This is a genomic window from Rossellomorea aquimaris, assembly GCF_001877785.1.
In the GTDB taxonomy this organism is placed as follows: domain Bacteria; phylum Bacillota; class Bacilli; order Bacillales; family Bacillaceae_B; genus Rossellomorea; species Rossellomorea aquimaris_A.
Genome location: NZ_MINN01000117.1, coordinates 288,240 through 304,773 on the forward strand (window position 1 = coordinate 288,240; position 16,534 = coordinate 304,773).

Consider the following 16,534-nt stretch of genomic DNA (forward strand, 5'->3'; position numbering starts at 1 on the left):
TGCCTTTTGAGATGAGTCATCCTTGATAAACCACCCCGATTACTTTACATCCTGCCTTTTCAAGTTTGGCCTGTATTTTTCTTATATCTTCGATTTTATCTTTTTGCCGGAGCACCAGCACTGCTTCCCTGCATCCTTCAGCAAGCAGTTCCATTTCAACACCTGAATGGAAGGAGGGAGCAGAAAAAATAATCCGATCATAGGACTCCTGCCAGTAAGCGACATGGTTCATGAATGAGGATGAAAGCCAGACATCAATCGGCTTCCCTGCAGAATGATTGGTCAAAAGGACATCCAGCCCCTGCACAAAAGTCGGCAGAATGGTTTTAAAAGGCTCCTGATTGATTCCGTCAGGCTGCTCCATATGGAACCATTCATGAAGCGAAGGTCTCTTCAGATCCCCTTCCACAAGAAGGACTTTTTTTCCTTGCATCGCAATAGCGGCTGCCATTTCTGCTGTGATCATAGCTACAGACTTTCCTGCAGGAATCGACGTGACCATCAGTACTGAAGGATCATGCTTCTCTACTTTGCTGCTGATCACCTTCATCTCGTCGAAGCAGACAATCCCCTTCTTTTTCGGCTTCTCTCCGCAGATGATATCCTCAATGGGACTTTGCATGGATTTCTCCTCCTTTTCCCACATTCCCTTTCAGCTCGCTGAACTGTTTTCGGTAGATTTTCGGCAGAGTGTCTTTAGTGGCTGTCACCGTACCCAACACCGGCAGCCCCAATTCCTTTTCGATTCGGACGCTGCTTTGTACGGAGTCGTCCCAATGATCTTTTAACAAAGCCGCTCCAATCCCGAACAATAATCCCGCCATCACTCCTATCAACATATTTACGACTGGATTCCCCACTACTTCAGGTTTGTTTGTTCCTTCTTTTTTATTCAGCACCGTTATATCTTCCATTGCCATGGAACTCTTCATCTTTTCGACTGAACTGGCAGCCAGGAGGTGAGCAAGCTCCCTGGACCTTTCCCTATTGGTATCCCGTACGACAATAGAAATAATCTGAGAATCTTCCTTATTTTGCACCGTGACTTTATCTTCCAGCTCTTCCTGTGACAGATCGAACTGATCCTGCACGGATTCCAAAACAATCGGACTGGTAATAAAATCAACAGTTGAAGCAATCAGCCTGTTAATGGTCTGGGTATCAATGTATACCTCCCCGTCATGACTGAAATTCCCTACCAGAATATATTCTTTTGCTTCATAAGTGGGTTTCAAAAAGAAAAAAACAGCTGCACTGCTTACTGATGAAATGCAAAGTGCGGTGATAAGGATGGTGGCAAATCTCCGTTTTAATATACGGAAGAATGCTTTTAAATCCATTTGTTCTCTCATCGAATCACCCCCTCGAACCTGCAAGGGATGCCTGCTGATAAAAGCGGACCGTTTCTCTCAGCCCCTCTTCCAGGGAATGGCCTGGTGACCAGCCCAGCATTAATTGTGCACGTTCATTCTGCAATACACTTGAACGTATGTCCCCTTCCCGGACCGGTCTTAAAAGAGGCTGGACCGGCTTCTCGATGATCATCGCCAGCTGATTGATGATTTCTTGAATAGAGACTTCCTGCCCCGCCCCTATATTAAGGATTTCTTTACTTCCGCTCGTCAACGCAGCAACGTTTGCTCTTGCTACATCTTTGACAAAAATGAAATCCCTTGTCTGTTTTCCGTCCCCAAATATAATAGGTTCTTCACCCTGGATCAATTTCTCGATAAAGATGGAGACGACCCCGGCTTCCCCGCGTGCATCCTGCCTTGGTCCATAAACGTTGGCGTACCGTAAAATGGAATAGTCAAGCTGATGGGTATCCCCATAAATCTGGATACATTTCTCTGCATGTCCTTTGGTTAATCCATAAAAGGATATCGGCAGAAGCGGGTGGGCTTCATCAACAGGAAGATAGACCGGATTTCCATATACCGCTGCCGTGGAAGCAAATACAACTTTTTTAACATTATGCCGGACACATGCTTGCAGGATATTGAGTGTCGCCAGGATATTTTCTTCACAATCATATAAAGGGTCTATGAAAGAATGACTCACTGAAACTTGTGCAGCCTGATGAATGACATAATCGGGCTTTTCTGCGGCAAAAAGATCATCCAGATCCATTCGGACATCCTGCTTATAGAAACGCACAGCAGGAGGAAGGTTTTTCTCATACCCTGTCACCAGATTATCCACGACGGCGACATCGTACCGGGATTCGATCAGTGCTTCTGCAATATGCGAACCTATAAAGCCCGCCCCGCCTGTTATTAACACTTTCATGGCCATCTTCCTTCCGATTTTTTTTCGTAAGCTATCCAACACGGACCGATCACTCTATCGGGGTTGAGAAGTGGTTATCCCGCCCCTCGTCCATGACCCTGTCCTTCGATAGATTCAGTTTCAAAAGATTCCCCGATGATTTTCCGGTCAACTCTATCAAGGGTTGACTATCTTTTAAGAGATGAGCGTCCCAGACCATACCTTCTATCATGTTATTTGATCCCGATAGAATCACTGCTTTGTCTGTCCGCTCTGTCAATTGGATCTGCAGGTTTTCAAACATATTCCCCGATGCTTCATTCGGAACGGTAACATCACTTTTTACATGGATACAGACAATGCAGTCATCCAATGTCATGTTGATGAACCTGTTGCCGTTTATGAAATTGAAGTCCTCCCCTCCCTCGGGAGGCGCAGCCTGTAAAAGCACTGCCGTATGAAACCCGCTCACATTCACCCCTGACACATTCACAAAGCTGATAAATTCTCCGGATGTTCCTGCGTTAAATGAGATTCCTTCCCCGCGATTGCTGCCGCTGGAGTTATACAACGTCACATTTTCGATATGAATCCGATCAGCCGTCCAGATCTGTTCTTTCCCGCTTACATAAATTGCAGCACCTCGGAATTCGGGGTTTGTGATTTCAATGGTCCCATTCTTAATCGACGTTTTTTGCTCTGCCTCCAAAACGTTAAAATCCCCTTCAGCCAAAAGCTTCGTGGCCATCCCCATTTCGAGGGTGACCCCCTCTTTCAATCGAAGGCCCCGTTTTAATAAGTAGGATTTCCCCAGTAATTTGACAGGCAGTTTTTCATGTTTATAGCTATAATCGATGGCTGCCTGGATGGCTGAAGAATCATCCTGTTGATCATTCCCATCCGCTCCAAACGCCTCCGCCCTGATACTGCCATCCTCATTGAACGTTTCCTTCGATAATAAGCCGATCAACAGCACTGCCGCTGCCGCAAGCAAGACGATGATTGCAATATATACAAACTGCCTCTTCATTTCCATTCCCCGCCTATGAATAGTTCGAATAAACCGGTCTGTTCATCGCCCCGTCCAAGCTGCCAGCTTTTCTCCGATGGGCCATTAGATGTTTGCCTGTGCGGATGACGATCAGTTTCATATCACTCCGCGCCTCCCAGGAAAAGTTCTCCCCTTCTGGAATCGCAAGGCTGGTTCCAATGCCGGCGATGGAAAATTCATCATTAAGGACCAGGGTCCCTTCTCCTTCGATGACCGTCCACACTTCCTGGTTCCCCCTGCCCCGGTCAATTAAATTTCTGCCGGCGGTCAAATGGATTTTTTCCATAAGGGTTTCTTCCCCTTCACCCTTTTTGCTATACTCAAGGACTCTGCTCCACCCCCACCGGTATTCTTGATACATCGGACCCTCTTGAAAAAGGGAAACGTACTCCTTGATTTTGTGGCTGCTCTTTTTCTCCGTCACCAGCAATCCATCCGGGCTTGCGGCTACTACAATATTCTCCACTCCATTCAATAGGATGGGGATTTCCAATTCATTGACGATACAAGAATTCAGTACATCCTTGCTTATGACCCCATTTCCGATTACCGGGGTTTCCATTTCATCAGTCAGAGTGCTCCACGTTCCAAGATCTTTCCAATAACCTGAATAGGGAATGGCAATGATGCTGCTTGCCTTCTCGACTACTTCATAATCGAAGCTGTTCGATTGGAGCTGATCGTAATACGCCAGTAAAGCATCATACTGGGTGGGGATATTTTTACGTTTGAGCAGCCTAATGATATATTCCAGCCGGAAACCAAATACGCCGCAATTCCAGAGGGCCTGCTGATGGATCAGCTTTTTGGCCGTCGCCTCACTCGGTTTTTCGCAGAACTTGCTTACATGGATAAAGTCCCCGGGCATTCTGTTCGCCGGAACAATATATCCATATTTTTCAGATGGATAGGTCGGAGTCACCCCCAGAAGAGCCAAATCAGCAGCACTTTCGTCCAGACCCCGTTCCAGCTCCTTTATCGTTTCAAAAAAGTGGTCTTCTACAAATGGATCGACAGGCAGCACTCCTATGACCTCGTCTAAATTGCATCTTTCCACGGAATATAGATATACGGCTGCCAATGCGATTGCGGGAAACGTATCCTTCCGCTCAGGTTCGACGACCACGGGGATCTTGGCACCGAGCTGGTTATGGAGCATTTCCACCTGGGAACTGCTTGTTGCTACAATCGCCTGATCAGCAAGGTCAGCTTTTCTGAGCTGCCTCCAGACACGCTGGACCATTGACTCCATCTTTCCTTGTTCATTTTTCAGAACTTTAAGGAATTGCTTGGATCTTGCATCATTGGAAAGCGGCCAAAGCCGTTTCCCTGAACCTCCTGATAACAGCACAATCCGCATGCAGGCACCTTCCTTCCTTATTGAACGAGCACTTTTTTCACTTCTTCCGATGCTTCAGGGAGCCTATTCATGACAGCACCCCTCCAGGATTGGATCAATCGTGCACAGTTTTGCTCCCAGGAGTAATTCTCACGGACAAAAGCTTGACCCTTCACAGCATATTGTTCTTGTAAATACGGGTTATCAATTAAACGTTTAACAGCAGAAATCATTTCCTCGTTACTCCCTGCACAAATCAGTTCATCCCCCCGCCTTCCTGCAATCCCCTGCAATGCGATCGGGGATGCGATAGTCGGGATTCCGCACGCCATCGATTCCACAATTTTGTTCTGCATCCCCGTGCCTGATTTCATTGGATAGATACCGATTTGAGCCTTCAGCAGAACGCTGCATAGATCTTCAACGAATCCGGTAACAACCACATTTGCCTTTCCATGCAGGGCTTTCACTTTTTTCACTGGGTCCTTGCCTGCGATATAAAATCGGTACTCAGGATATGCCTGATGAATATGCGGCCAAACCTCTTTTACAAAATCAACAACCGCTTCGACATTTGGATAGTATTGCATGTTTCCGTGAAAGAGGATGATTTTTTCCTTAGGGATGGAGGAATAGTGGGATAGATGTTGTTTCGTGATGAAGGTTCCATTCGGGTTTACGATAATCTTGCTGTCATTCAGGTGTTCCTTATCACTTTCAGAAACGAGCATCACTTGGTCAAACCTCTTTGCTATCACTTTCTCATATCGTTTCATCAGCTGTGATTCAAGCTTGAATATCGGCTTCAGCCACTTACTCCCCGACCTTGCACGCCGCTCCATATTCAGTGACAAAGCATCAATCAGGTCGATGCATTTCGGGCCTTCGATATCGAGAAAATACTCGGCAGCCCTGGCAGTCTGCACGTGTATCATTTCCGGGTTAATCCTTTTATAAATCTCGATCACGCGCTTTTTTACTTTTGGATGAAAAAACAGGTTCACTTGAATGGGTCTGGAGTTATAGATCGTTTTTAACGATCCAAGCAGCATTTCTATTGGGTGGATGTTAAATAGGATGACCTCTTTACAGTAAGGGGAGAGCTTATCCTTAATGAGTTCCCCTTCCTGCCTGGATTTCACAAACGTGAGCAAGCAGACTTGGCACCCATTCGCTTTCAGTTGTTTGATCTGTTCCCACGCAATCAGCTGATCCCCTTTAGTTGGCGGGTACGGCGGCCTGGGGGACATATACATGACTTCCATAAATGTTCCTCCTATTATTTATCTGGCACCTTCACCAGTCACCACAACTTTTATAGTCAAAATAAGGATTTTCAAATCGAAGATAAAACTTCTCTTACGTATGTACTCCAAATCGTAAGCGAGCTTTTCTTCGGGGGTTACATCGTATCCTCCGTTTACCTGGGCCCAGCCGGTCAGTCCGGGCTTCACTGCAAGCCGCTTGATAAACCCCGGGGTTTCCTGATTGAAAATCTCTGTGAAAACAGGCCGTTCCGGTCTCGGGCCGATAATGCTCATATCTCCTTTCACCACATTAATAAGCTGAGGAAGCTCATCGATCCTTGTCTTTCGGAGAAACTTGCCGATTCTTGTCACCCGGGGATCATTAATGCCTGCCCATCTTGGTCCATCCTTCTCGGCATCCATTTCCATCGTGCGGAGTTTTATCAACTGAAAATATTTCCCTTTCACTCCCACCCTCTCTTGGCGATAAAACACCGTACCTTTCGAATCCATTTTAATCAGGATCGAAAAAATAATGAAAAGCGGCATTGCTGCTGCTAAACCGGCAATGGACAGAACAATATCAAATACCCTTCGGACCGTAAGATATGGAACGGATGACAAAGAATTGTTTCCTAAAAAGAACTCTTCCTCATTCGCAGGAATCCTCTTCAAACCTCTTATATCATCGACTTTAAGCGACAAAAACTTCACCTCTCTTATCAGCATCTAAAATAGGACCACATCTTTTTTGTTCACTATAAAGAACATTGTTTGACAGTATCTTAACAGATTTTCAGTTTATTAGAAATAGTTTTTTAAAAATTTTTTCCATATTTAACAAGAATGGTGGATCGATCTGCCCTCTGCCTGTGGAATTGATTGATACCCGCCGTGAAATTCAAGCGGAATGAAACTGTATCGAAACCGGGATTTAAACATGAAATATTGAAGTCCGGAATGGTCACTATTCCCATTTTAACTTGTCGATATTCGGCACCTTTTTTATTTTTCATGAATAAGATAGTACAAGCTTAGAATAGTCTTGATCCATATTATAGTAAGGAGAATAAAGGAAAGCAGGGAAAAAGATGAATGAAGACATCTATGTAGAAAATTTCAGCGGCGGGAATGACTCCCTTAAAATACAGGCTGCCATTAACTATGCCAGGAACAATGCAGGAAAGAACGTTAAATTGGGTAATAGAGATTATGTCATTACAGCCCCAATCATCATTAAGCAAGGGGTCAAATTACTGTTTGATTATGGAACAAAGTTTGTTGTCGAGGGGAATTTTCGTGTAGTGGAAATCCAACAGAATGCCTCATTGGAAGGGGCATATATTGCGATCAATGACCCGGCATTTGATTCCGAGGTCATTTATTTAGATGGCAAATATAAATATTACAATACATGGAATCGAACACACATACGGGATATTAATATTGTCAACTGGCACAGCAGTCACAAAGGGATCGGCCTATCATTATTTTCCGGCGGTGCAGGCCATGAAATTTCTTTCGTTCACTTTGAAAACATCAAAATAGCAGGATTGAAAACAGGTATGAAACTGGTTGCGAAGCGTCCGGCTTCCGGGATGTCCTGGATCAATGCAAACCGGTTTCTCAATCTCTCTTTGGATGATTGTATCGAAATGATCACCATGACGAGCAGCTCTACAATCCCTTATGAAATCAGCGGGAACCGTTTTAGAGACCTCCAAATCCAGCCGACCTCCATAACCACTAAAATTTTAAGGGTTTGTGGTCAATTCAACCATTTTGATGGAATGGTTTGGGATATTTCATCCATCCCCCACAATAACCCTGTGATTGACCTTACCTCTTACAGTATGGATACCACCCTCAATATCCCCTCCGTACCCAACGGGCGGATCATCGATAATGGATCCCGGAATAAAGTAAACCTTTAAAGTATTATGGGGGGAGGGACACCGGGACAGGGACACCGGTTCTTTTGGGGAGAAAAAACCATGGGGAAAAACCATGAAAAAAAACATGTGGACAGAAACTGCGGTTCTTCCCGTCAACCGGGGGACGATACCACAGTTCCTGTCCCTTTTCGTCCTATCTTCCCTTGGTCCTCTATGCAGACCGGGACACTGTTTGGCCCTCTCAATGCAGACCGGGACACTGTACCTGTCCCCCTGTCCCACCTTGACAATGTTTTAAATCTTCAGATAACATATTTATAATGAATAAATGTATAAATATGAGAGGAGAAACCTATGGGAGATGTGATTCAGTCATTATGGGGAAAGATGTGGGGGATGCATCATAAGGCGAAGAAGACGTTGATGATGAGCGGTGATGCGCCGACTCCAACTGCAGGAACAGGGACAACGAAAGGAAAGCTGAACAATGTAAACCCGGAGAAAAAGCCGAATTATACGAAAAGGCAAAAAGCAGGGTTGTTCTTGGGTCCGGCTTTGTTTTTATTCATTCTGCTGTTTTTAAGTCCTGATGGGATGTCAAAGGGAGCACTTGCGGTGCTGGCGGGTACAGCGTGGATTGCGACCTGGTGGATCACCGAGGCGGTGCCGATTCCGGTTGCTTCATTGCTGCCCATCGTATTGTTCCCGCTGACGGGAGCGGTGGATTCTGCAGGTGCCATCACAAGTGCGTATGCGGATCCCAATATCTTTTTATTCATGGGCGGCTTCATGATCGCCCTGGCGATGGAAAAATGGAACTTACATAAGCGGATTGCGATGAACATTATCCTTGTGATGGGGACAAGCACGGAACGGCTGATTTTAGGATTCATGGTGTCCACTGGCTTTTTATCCATGTGGATTTCTAATACGGCGACGGCCATGATGATGATGCCGATCGCGCTGGCCGTCATCTATCAAGTGCAGGATTCAATGAAAGAGAAAAAAGAACAAACAACGAACTTCAGCAAAGCGATCATGCTCGGGATTGCATACGGAGCATCCATCGGCGGGCTAGGGACGTTGATCGGGACACCTCCGAACACGATTTTCGCCTCCGTTGTGAAACAACTTTACGGCATTGAAATTTCCTTTGCGAAGTGGATGATGTTCGGGGTGCCGCTCGCGGTGATTCTGTTAGGGGCTACGTGGTTCTACCTCGTAAAAGTCGCGTTCCCGACGAAGATCAAAGAACTGCCAGGCGGCAAGCAGGTCATCGAGAAGGAAAAGAAGGCGTTGGGAGTGCCGGGCTTTGAAGAACGCCTTATCTTTGCGGTGTTCGTCTTTACAGCGTTCTGCTGGATCACACGCACGTTTATCTTAACGAAATTCATCCCTAACCTGGATGATACGATCATTGCCATTCTCGCAGGGATCATCCTGTTTTTATTGCCGGCAAAAAGCAATGGGGAAACACGCATACTGGCTTGGGCAGACGCGAAAAACCTTCCATGGGGCATCTTGCTTCTATTCGGAGGGGGCCTCGCAATTGCTGCAGGCTTTAAAGAAACCGGACTGGCAGCATGGATCGGGGAGCAATTGACCGTCTTACAAGGCGTTCAGTTCATCATTGTGGTGGCGATGGTAACAGCACTCGTTATCTTCCTGACGGAGCTGACATCGAATACAGCAACGGCTACGATGATGTTCCCGATCATGGCTTCACTGGCACTCGCGCTTAACGTTCACCCATACAGCCTGATGATCGCAAGCGGCGTTGCGGCATCATGTGCCTTTATGATGCCCGTGGCGACACCGCCGAATGCGATTGTATTCGGATCCGGCATGATAAAGATCGGCGATATGGTGAAAGCCGGGTTCTGGATCAACATATTCTGCATTGTTTTTATTACACTGATGATTTATTATGCTCTTCCTGCGGTTTGGGGAATTGATTTGACGACGTTTCCGGATGGGCTGGAGGGATAATTTTTAAGACGTTCTAAAGGGGATTCCTCCAATTTAGAACGTCTTTTTTTGAGCGCTTAAAAAATTAGTTCACAAGCCGGCCCCCCGTAAAAGCCATTGCACTTTCCCGTTTTAACATCCAATAATTTGAAACAAATGATGACCATTGACCGTATATTCAACTAAACAATAAGAAGTGGTGGATGATCATGAAAAAATGGCGTAAGAAAATGAAGGAGAAGAGAACCAGAAGACGAAGCCAAGGAGAGCATTTCTCTCTGGTTGATTTTCTGCTTGAGATTCTGATATGGATACCGGAGATTCTCATTTTCCCATTCAGGCTGGTATTTTGGTTGTTCAGGGGGCTGGGCAAGCTGATCGGCGGGATATGGGATTTCATAAATTAAGCACGGCGGCTGCGGTCGATTCAATAAATACCGATATGAAACACCTACATGCTGAATATACTCTAAAAAATGACAACATTTCAGGAGGGACAGCCATGAACACTTATATCGAAGTGGAACCAGGGATCGAATTATATGTAGAGGATACCGGCAGCGGGGAACCGATAGTATTTATACCGGGGTTTACGTTTACGACTGAAGTCTTTTCCGAGCAGGTGAAGCATTTCTCAAAAACCCGCCGTACGATTGTAATCGATCCCAGAAGCCACGGACGGTCCACCATGACGGTCCATGGGAATGACTATGTGACGCACGGGACCGATTTAGGGAAAGTATTGAAGCAGCTGAAGGTTGAGAATGCCACGCTTGTCGGCTGGTCATTCGGGTGCCTGACGGTTTGGGAGTATATCCGGCAGTTCGGCACGGCCGGTATTAAATCCCTCGCATTCATTGATATGCCCCCAAAATCTCTATCCGTGCAACAGGACCGGGAGTGGGTGGAAGGCCCGCTGGATGACATGGCTGCAGCCTATACGAATTACCTCCGGAACCCAAAAGGACAGCGGGATTTCATTTCTGCCTACGCCGCAGGAGTCATGGTCCAGCGGGAACTCAAAGATGATGAACTCAATTGGATCGTCGACCAGTCATTGAAAACCCCTTACTATATTGCCGCCAACCTGTTCTCTTCCGGTCTCTTCTCAGATTATCGGGTCGAGGCGGCCGAGAGCAGTGAAGCAGTTTCGACTCTGTATGTTGTCGCCGAGCACTGGGCCGAAGCGGCGGTCTCAACCGTAAGCAAGCTGGCTCCCAAAGCGTCGGTGGAAATATTGGGAGGACATCTTATGTTTTGGGAGCATAGCGGGAAGTTTAATAAGCTTGTTGATTCGTTTTTGGAAGGGCGGGGATGACAGTTTTTCTCTTACGCTGCTGTGTTGGAAAAAATATAAAAACCACCTTGTGTAGGATTCCAAGGTGGTTTTATCTATACCTTAACTCTTAAGTGGGACAAGGGACCTGTCCCCCCGTCCCGCTTACACAGCGATTTGTTTTTGGGGGGTGTGGTCGGGTTGTTTTGCTTTTTTGGTTTTTTTCTTTCCTGCGACGGTTACGATGTATTGTCCCCACGGCAGTTTGTTGATAAGTTTTACAATGATGATGGATCCCACAACGGTAATAATGAATGCTGCCGGGATCCAGCGGGTTCTTTCGAGCAGGAATGGTGCATTCTGCTGAATGAGATACAGGGTCAATGGGTGAACAAGATAAATTCCCATTGAAAGATTTCCCAACTCAATGATTTGATTTCTCAGCTTCTCCAGATTGCCCATCAGGAAATAGACGCCTATTATACAAATAAAGAAGATAGGCATAATGATCAAATTAGCTATTCTTGTAGATGAATAGAAACCGAACACTTCGTATTCATAAATTCCTGCCCCCAGCAGCATGAACGCAATCATCAGGCAGAACTTTGCGTTTTCTTCCACCAGCTTTATGATGGAATCCCAATAATGAACCAGCAGGCCGCCAAGCATAAAGAAGAAAATCCAAAACAGTAAAGATGAGCGGTCTTGAATAAAGATGTTCACTAGTTCATTTCCCGTTTCAAATGGACGTCTTAAATGAAAATAATTAACAAAGAACGCCAGTATGGTCAAGGCAATCATCGACTTTTTCGATTTTAAGAACTGCAGAAATGGAAAGAGCACGTAAAATTGAACCACTACCATCATAAAATATAGATGATAATAACCGTCACCCAAGAAAAAGTGAGTAAGGAAGTAACCCATTTCCCGTCCATTCTCCTGCCAAGGAAATGAATAGTCAATTACCAGCAAATAAACAAAGCTCCACACCAAAAATGGAATAACCACTTTAGTGAACCGCGAAGAAACAAAGCGATTTAGTTGAAACCCCCTGTTTATTGCCTGGTTGTATAATAGAAATCCACTGATGATGGCAAACATCGGGGTCCCCACACGTGTGACCTGATTCAGGAACAGCGTGGCCCAGTTAAACGTTTGATCATTCATATGATAGTTCCTTGCTGTCACGTGAACCATCACCACTAATAAACAGGCAATCGCCCGTATAAAATTCAACTCATAGAAATATTTCCTGGAAGCCTGATTCTGTATCGATCCTGTTGTCTTCAACACATATTACTCCTTCGTTTTACATTTGTTTTCACATTTTAACAAACCTATAGTATTGTAGCATATTTCCCTAACATATAAAGGGAAAAATTTGGGACAAGGGGACAGGTACACTGTCCCCTCTTCCCCGCTGTCTCAAAATAAAAACTGGCATCATATGGGAAAAATTCACAAAAAGAATATAATAGTCTTATAGTCTTATGTATCTGTAATCTATTTGTGGGTTTTCAGATAAATTCAAAGTGGGTTTCAGGGAGAGATTTTATTGAGGAATATCACGGCGGCGGCGGTTATTTATTCTTCATTTGGCCCTGTTTTATATTTCACAAGGTTTTGGGGTTTTTACGGGCTGAAAAGCAGAAAAGTGGGCGTCCCTCTTTTTGATAACTGTTCAGTAATATACGAGACCGAGTCATAGAAAAGTCAGAAGTTTAATTGAAAGTGCTACGGAAAGTGCACGCAAACGAGGAAAGGAAGCATCAGAATTTCATGAAAATCAAAACAAATGAAAAAGCAGTCATCTCTTTCATATTAGGTATTGTTTCATTATTTCTTATCCAAATCGGACTCATTGTCGGAATTATTGGTGTCGTGATCGCAAGAAAGAGCTTAAATGAAATTAAATCACGCAGCGAAAACGGCAGAAGTTTCGCCGTTGCCGGTCTGATCATCAACATTCTCGGGATAGTGATCCAGTCTTCGCTCACCATTGCCGGTTTGATCGGCTATATGGCAGTATTCTACTAGGTTTGGGACAGGGGGACAGGGACACTGTCCCACCTATCCATCCACCTCAACTTTTAGAAATTTAATAACTCTACCAAACCTACAAAACTCAAACTTCCCTCCCCAAACAAATCCCTACTATTAAACCAGTATTTATCATAAAATAGAACTACTGTGCAGCCGGATTGGGACAATGTACCTGTCCCCCTGTCCCGCAAAGTGAGGTGAAATGATGAAAAGAAGGGTTGCTTTAATCATATTTTATTTGCTTCATATAATCTTCCCGCTGCTTGTTGCAGCGTCGATTGTGCTGGGGTTTTTCAGTCATTTTTATTACTTTTTTTCTGCGGCCGCGCTGCCTGTTGTTTGGCTTGTACTCGATATCATTCTCTTAAACTCCATCCGGCGTCTTTGGGGCCTGCATCTGGTGATCGGACTGACGCTTGCTTATGTGGTGTTCAGGTATTCCGTGAGCATTTTCTTTATGATGGGCGCAAAGACACTCCCATTTTAAACTTTATACTTAACCCGGATTGGAGGTAAACCATTGATTAAATCACCCTTATTATTGGCAGCATCATTCGTTCTGTTTCTCATTTCTTTCCTCTTGAGGTTCCCCTACACCTCTCTCAAAGCACCTGAAATGGAAATCATCCTGACGAGACATCTCAACCTTGCCTTTCATCTCTCCATTCTTTCACATGTATTGATGATCGCAAGTGTGACCGTTCTTTGGTTCGCCCTTAAAAGATTCCAATTGCTAGCCGTAACCATCGCGTTTGTCTTCGTCCTGTCCTCTCCCGCACTGTCCGTGGACTTATATCAGAAATTCATGGCAGAAGGGGTTGAAAAGGTAAACTATATCGCAGACGACAGCGTATGTATGTTTGACGTCCCTGACTGGGATAACCCGAGGACCATGACCGCCGAATGCGAAATGACTTTTGAGAACACCGGCGATGAGAATCTGACATTCACATACAGCTTCGATGAAAACAACTATAAACCGGTCCCTTTCCTTAATCAGGGAGCTCCGTTCCACGCCGAACTAAAAGCAAAAGAAAAGAAAACCATCCGCTTCAGTACGATGATCGAAGCCCCCGAGGGAGCCGACGGCCACATCGGAGGCGTCCAGGGCCCGCGCATCATCTTGTATATGGGGAAGGGACAGGGGGACAGGGACACTGTCCCAGAGTAGATCGAGGAAAGAGGCAAGGGAAAAATCAAGGGGACAGGCACCACGGTCTTTAAACCGCAGTTCAATGTCCTCTTGGTTTCCTTTTTTAATCACCATTCTTCCCTCATCATTAGATAACCTCCGGGTGGAATCTTCCAGGTCTTCCAAACACTTGTCCACCAAGGGCTTATTTGGCATGCCTTCTTTTGTCCCCTTCGCCCTTGATGAACACTTCACAAACCATTGGCGTGTTTGTCAAGAGCGACTGCGGCGACCAAGAACCTTACTTTTGGGCTTTTGGGTTAAAGATAGTGCCCTTTACAATTTTCAATAAGTTTTTTGACAATACCCCCTTTTCCAAAATATGTTATCCCGTTCGATTTTTTCTCTATGATAAAATAGAAAATATAACCAAAGGAGTCTGGTAATGTGAAATACATCATGATCGGGACGGCTTGTCTGATGGTCATCGGGATCATCGCAGGCACGTATTTTTTTGAAAAAGAGCCACATGTAACTCAGCCGGAGACACCTGAAATAAGTGATCCAGGTCCCCCTCCACTTCAAGCGGTGAATGAAGCTGCCACTGTCGGATACTCGCTTCAACAGGAGCAGCTGCAGACCACCTACAACAATGGAGAGAAGTGGATTCAAGTTCCCGTGGAAAAAGAGAATCTATTCCAAGGGGAGTATTCCGGGAGTGAGGACGAGCTGATAGAGGATAGTTATATTCTGACAGAAGATCTTGCTGCCTTCTTATATGCCCGTGACTATTCCGTCGATAAAAGCGTCCGATTGCTTTTTTCAAAGGACAAAGGGGAGACATGGGAAGATGCCCAGGTCACAGCTTCTTCTCCGCCCATCCGTTTCAGGAAAGTCGGCTTTCTCAATGAGTCCTCCGGTTATGTGATTCTTTCAGCCGACAGGACGATGTCACAGGAATTGACAACTGTTTATTTGACGAAAGACGGAGGGGAATCGTGGAAGGAGACGCCACGCCCCGACACCACGCGGCTCATTTATGACGGGGGATTTGTTGATGAAGACACTGGCTTTCTGTCGTTCGGGATCCTCAACCCGGAAGAACCGGATCTTCATGTCACACAAGACGGGGGAAATTCGTGGAACAAAGCAGCGATGGAAATCCCGGATCAATATAAAAGGATCTTTGTCATGGCGGAGGTCCCCTTCAAAGAAGGTGACCACCTGACAGCCTGCGTCAAACAAGGTCCGAACGGTGATTATAAAGGCGGAAAAGTGAAAGGGAAATTCATCTCTGAAGATCAGGGACGGACCTGGTCATTCCAGGAGGAGGTACAGCCAGATGAAACCGACTAAAAAAAGAAGTGGGCGTCTACTATTCATCTTATCCATCATCCTGTTCATCTTCCAGATGGGATACCTGTTCCTGCACGCCGCATATAACTTGGAATATATCGATAATCGTCTATTCTATGTAGTCAATATCCTGATTGTGGCGGGCACGGCAGCTTCTATCTTCCTCCTCTTTGCCATTCCGAAAATGTGGAAGATCATCTCATCCGTAACAGCGATTATTCTCATCCTCCTTCAAGGGGGCCTCATCCTGAACCATGGTCAGCAGACCAAACAGATTGTAAGCTTTTCACCCGATATGAAAAATCAGTTCGTCTTAAAAGAAGACAGAAAAACGGGTGAGGCCGTTTATTATAGAACCTATTACCGGATCTTCGCACGACCGAAAGAAGTCCTTCCCTACGAAACTCAAGGGAAATTCAAGTTAAAATGGCTTGAAAATGACATCGCGACGTTGACCTACCGTGCATCTGACAACAGCATTCACCAGTACATCGGTACATACGGCGCAAGAGATTCGGGCATTTCTTATTCCTATGTCGGCCCGACAATTCAGGGTCAGTGGGAAGGAAACGATGCAAGAATCGACAGCAGGCCAGAAGGAATCTCCATCAACTACAACGGGAAATCCGGACAGTATAGCTGGGACAACGTCGTCCAATTCGGTACCATTGCCATCGTCCTTTTGAGGGCCGGTGAGGCGGAATGGACAATCGGATTGAATGAAAATTTTCAAAGTCACTCGAATGATCCGAAGCCTCCCTCTGGAGAGATTACGTTGTATCGGGCGAGTATGGATCGTGTCGAGCCAGTCAAACTTACATTCATTGAATAGCAAGAATCCGGGATCGATTACTGATCCCGGATTTCTTTTTATTTGGGTCGTTCGGCGAGTATTGAAAACCAGGAGGGAAAAACCAAGCGGACAGGTCCCCCGGCCTTTAAACCGCAGTTCCTGTCCC

General features: G+C 45.5%; 17 protein-coding genes. 9 read left to right on the plus strand and 8 right to left on the minus strand.

Annotated elements, in window-relative coordinates:
- Positions 1-16 precede the first annotated feature (16 nt).
- The 7 genes from BHE18_RS18020 to BHE18_RS18050 are packed head-to-tail and all read right to left on the minus strand — an operon-like array spanning position 17 to position 6,571.
- A complete protein-coding gene (locus tag BHE18_RS18020; protein WP_071619891.1) occupies positions 17-622 on the minus strand; it encodes a tyrosine-protein kinase family protein in 606 nt (201 codons plus the stop codon).
- Positions 606-1,352, minus strand: coding sequence for a YveK family protein (locus tag BHE18_RS18025; RefSeq protein WP_071619892.1), 747 nt, complete (start codon positions 1,350-1,352; stop codon positions 606-608). Before BHE18_RS18025 ends, BHE18_RS18020 begins: the two co-directional genes overlap by 17 nt.
- Positions 1,353-1,356: 4 nt before the next feature.
- Positions 1,357-2,289 (minus strand): NAD-dependent epimerase/dehydratase family protein, encoded by a 933-nt coding sequence (locus BHE18_RS18030; protein ID WP_071619893.1) that lies wholly within the window; start codon positions 2,287-2,289, stop codon positions 1,357-1,359.
- A gap of 49 nt (positions 2,290-2,338) precedes the next feature.
- Positions 2,339-3,298 (minus strand): hypothetical protein, encoded by a 960-nt coding sequence (locus BHE18_RS18035; RefSeq protein ID WP_071619894.1) that lies wholly within the window; start codon positions 3,296-3,298, stop codon positions 2,339-2,341.
- A gap of 13 nt (positions 3,299-3,311) precedes the next feature.
- Entirely contained in the window at positions 3,312-4,679 is a 1,368-nt protein-coding gene (locus tag BHE18_RS18040; RefSeq protein WP_071619895.1) for a sugar phosphate nucleotidyltransferase, read from the minus strand.
- A gap of 17 nt (positions 4,680-4,696) precedes the next feature.
- Entirely contained in the window at positions 4,697-5,923 is a 1,227-nt protein-coding gene (locus BHE18_RS18045) for a glycosyltransferase family 4 protein (protein WP_071619896.1), read from the minus strand.
- A gap of 18 nt (positions 5,924-5,941) precedes the next feature.
- Positions 5,942-6,571 carry a sugar transferase gene (locus BHE18_RS18050; RefSeq protein WP_071619958.1) on the minus strand — a complete coding sequence of 210 codons (630 nt, stop codon included), beginning with the start codon at positions 6,569-6,571 and terminating at the stop codon, positions 5,942-5,944.
- 425 nt (positions 6,572-6,996) lie between these two features.
- Here BHE18_RS18050 and BHE18_RS18055 point away from each other — a divergent pair, with 425 nt between their 5' ends.
- The 4 genes from BHE18_RS18055 (at position 6,997) to BHE18_RS18075 (ending at position 11,086) form a co-directional block, all read left to right on the plus strand.
- Positions 6,997-7,839 carry a hypothetical protein gene (locus tag BHE18_RS18055; protein WP_235860369.1) on the plus strand — a complete coding sequence of 281 codons (843 nt, stop codon included), beginning with the start codon at positions 6,997-6,999 and terminating at the stop codon, positions 7,837-7,839.
- 315 nt (positions 7,840-8,154) lie between these two features.
- A complete protein-coding gene (locus BHE18_RS18065; protein WP_071619898.1) occupies positions 8,155-9,789 on the plus strand; it encodes an SLC13 family permease in 1,635 nt (544 codons plus the stop codon).
- Positions 9,790-9,977: 188 nt separating this feature from the next.
- Positions 9,978-10,175 (plus strand): hypothetical protein, encoded by a 198-nt coding sequence (locus BHE18_RS18070; protein WP_071619959.1) that lies wholly within the window; start codon positions 9,978-9,980, stop codon positions 10,173-10,175.
- A gap of 95 nt (positions 10,176-10,270) precedes the next feature.
- Positions 10,271-11,086: an alpha/beta fold hydrolase gene (locus tag BHE18_RS18075; RefSeq protein WP_071619960.1), complete on the plus strand. Its 816-nt coding sequence runs from the start codon at positions 10,271-10,273 to the stop codon at positions 11,084-11,086.
- 123 nt (positions 11,087-11,209) lie between these two features.
- Here the strand turns inward: BHE18_RS18075 and BHE18_RS18080 are convergent, their stop codons facing one another.
- Entirely contained in the window at positions 11,210-12,334 is a 1,125-nt protein-coding gene (locus tag BHE18_RS18080) for an acyltransferase (protein ID WP_071619899.1), read from the minus strand.
- Positions 12,335-12,823: 489 nt separating this feature from the next.
- Between BHE18_RS18080 and BHE18_RS18085 the strand changes: the two genes are divergently transcribed.
- From BHE18_RS18085 to BHE18_RS18105, 5 genes are all read left to right on the plus strand, one after another.
- On the plus strand, positions 12,824-13,081 hold the full coding sequence (locus BHE18_RS18085; RefSeq protein ID WP_071619961.1) for a DUF4190 domain-containing protein: 258 nt from the start codon (positions 12,824-12,826) through the stop codon (positions 13,079-13,081).
- A 208-nt stretch (positions 13,082-13,289) separates the two neighbouring features.
- Positions 13,290-13,574 carry a hypothetical protein gene (locus BHE18_RS18090; protein WP_141771930.1) on the plus strand — a complete coding sequence of 95 codons (285 nt, stop codon included), beginning with the start codon at positions 13,290-13,292 and terminating at the stop codon, positions 13,572-13,574.
- A gap of 33 nt (positions 13,575-13,607) precedes the next feature.
- A complete protein-coding gene (locus BHE18_RS18095; protein ID WP_071619901.1) occupies positions 13,608-14,258 on the plus strand; it encodes a hypothetical protein in 651 nt (216 codons plus the stop codon).
- A 408-nt stretch (positions 14,259-14,666) separates the two neighbouring features.
- Entirely contained in the window at positions 14,667-15,575 is a 909-nt protein-coding gene (locus BHE18_RS18100) for a WD40/YVTN/BNR-like repeat-containing protein (protein ID WP_071619902.1), read from the plus strand.
- Positions 15,562-16,407: a hypothetical protein gene (locus BHE18_RS18105; RefSeq protein ID WP_071619903.1), complete on the plus strand. Its 846-nt coding sequence runs from the start codon at positions 15,562-15,564 to the stop codon at positions 16,405-16,407. Before BHE18_RS18100 ends, BHE18_RS18105 begins: the two co-directional genes overlap by 14 nt.
- The last annotated feature ends 127 nt before the right edge of the window (positions 16,408-16,534 follow it).

What these genes read in the sequence shown, in the direction of transcription:
- BHE18_RS18020 (WP_071619891.1), bottom strand. Translation starts at nt 622, where the DNA reads ATGCAAAGTCCCATTGAGGATATCATCTGCGGAGAGAAGCCGAAAAAG.
- BHE18_RS18025 (WP_071619892.1), bottom strand. Translation starts at nt 1,352, where the DNA reads ATGAGAGAACAAATGGATTTAAAAGCATTCTTCCGTATATTAAAACGG.
- BHE18_RS18030 (WP_071619893.1), bottom strand. Translation starts at nt 2,289, where the DNA reads ATGAAAGTGTTAATAACAGGCGGGGCGGGCTTTATAGGTTCGCATATT.
- BHE18_RS18035 (WP_071619894.1), bottom strand. Translation starts at nt 3,298, where the DNA reads ATGAAGAGGCAGTTTGTATATATTGCAATCATCGTCTTGCTTGCGGCA.
- BHE18_RS18040 (WP_071619895.1), bottom strand. Translation starts at nt 4,679, where the DNA reads ATGCGGATTGTGCTGTTATCAGGAGGTTCAGGGAAACGGCTTTGGCCG.
- BHE18_RS18045 (WP_071619896.1), bottom strand. Translation starts at nt 5,923, where the DNA reads ATGGAAGTCATGTATATGTCCCCCAGGCCGCCGTACCCGCCAACTAAA.
- BHE18_RS18055 (WP_235860369.1), top strand. Translation starts at nt 6,997, where the DNA reads ATGAATGAAGACATCTATGTAGAAAATTTCAGCGGCGGGAATGACTCC.
- BHE18_RS18065 (WP_071619898.1), top strand. Translation starts at nt 8,155, where the DNA reads ATGGGAGATGTGATTCAGTCATTATGGGGAAAGATGTGGGGGATGCAT.
- BHE18_RS18070 (WP_071619959.1), top strand. Translation starts at nt 9,978, where the DNA reads ATGAAAAAATGGCGTAAGAAAATGAAGGAGAAGAGAACCAGAAGACGA.
- BHE18_RS18075 (WP_071619960.1), top strand. Translation starts at nt 10,271, where the DNA reads ATGAACACTTATATCGAAGTGGAACCAGGGATCGAATTATATGTAGAG.
- BHE18_RS18085 (WP_071619961.1), top strand. Translation starts at nt 12,824, where the DNA reads ATGAAAATCAAAACAAATGAAAAAGCAGTCATCTCTTTCATATTAGGT.
- BHE18_RS18090 (WP_141771930.1), top strand. Translation starts at nt 13,290, where the DNA reads ATGATGAAAAGAAGGGTTGCTTTAATCATATTTTATTTGCTTCATATA.
- BHE18_RS18105 (WP_071619903.1), top strand. Translation starts at nt 15,562, where the DNA reads ATGAAACCGACTAAAAAAAGAAGTGGGCGTCTACTATTCATCTTATCC.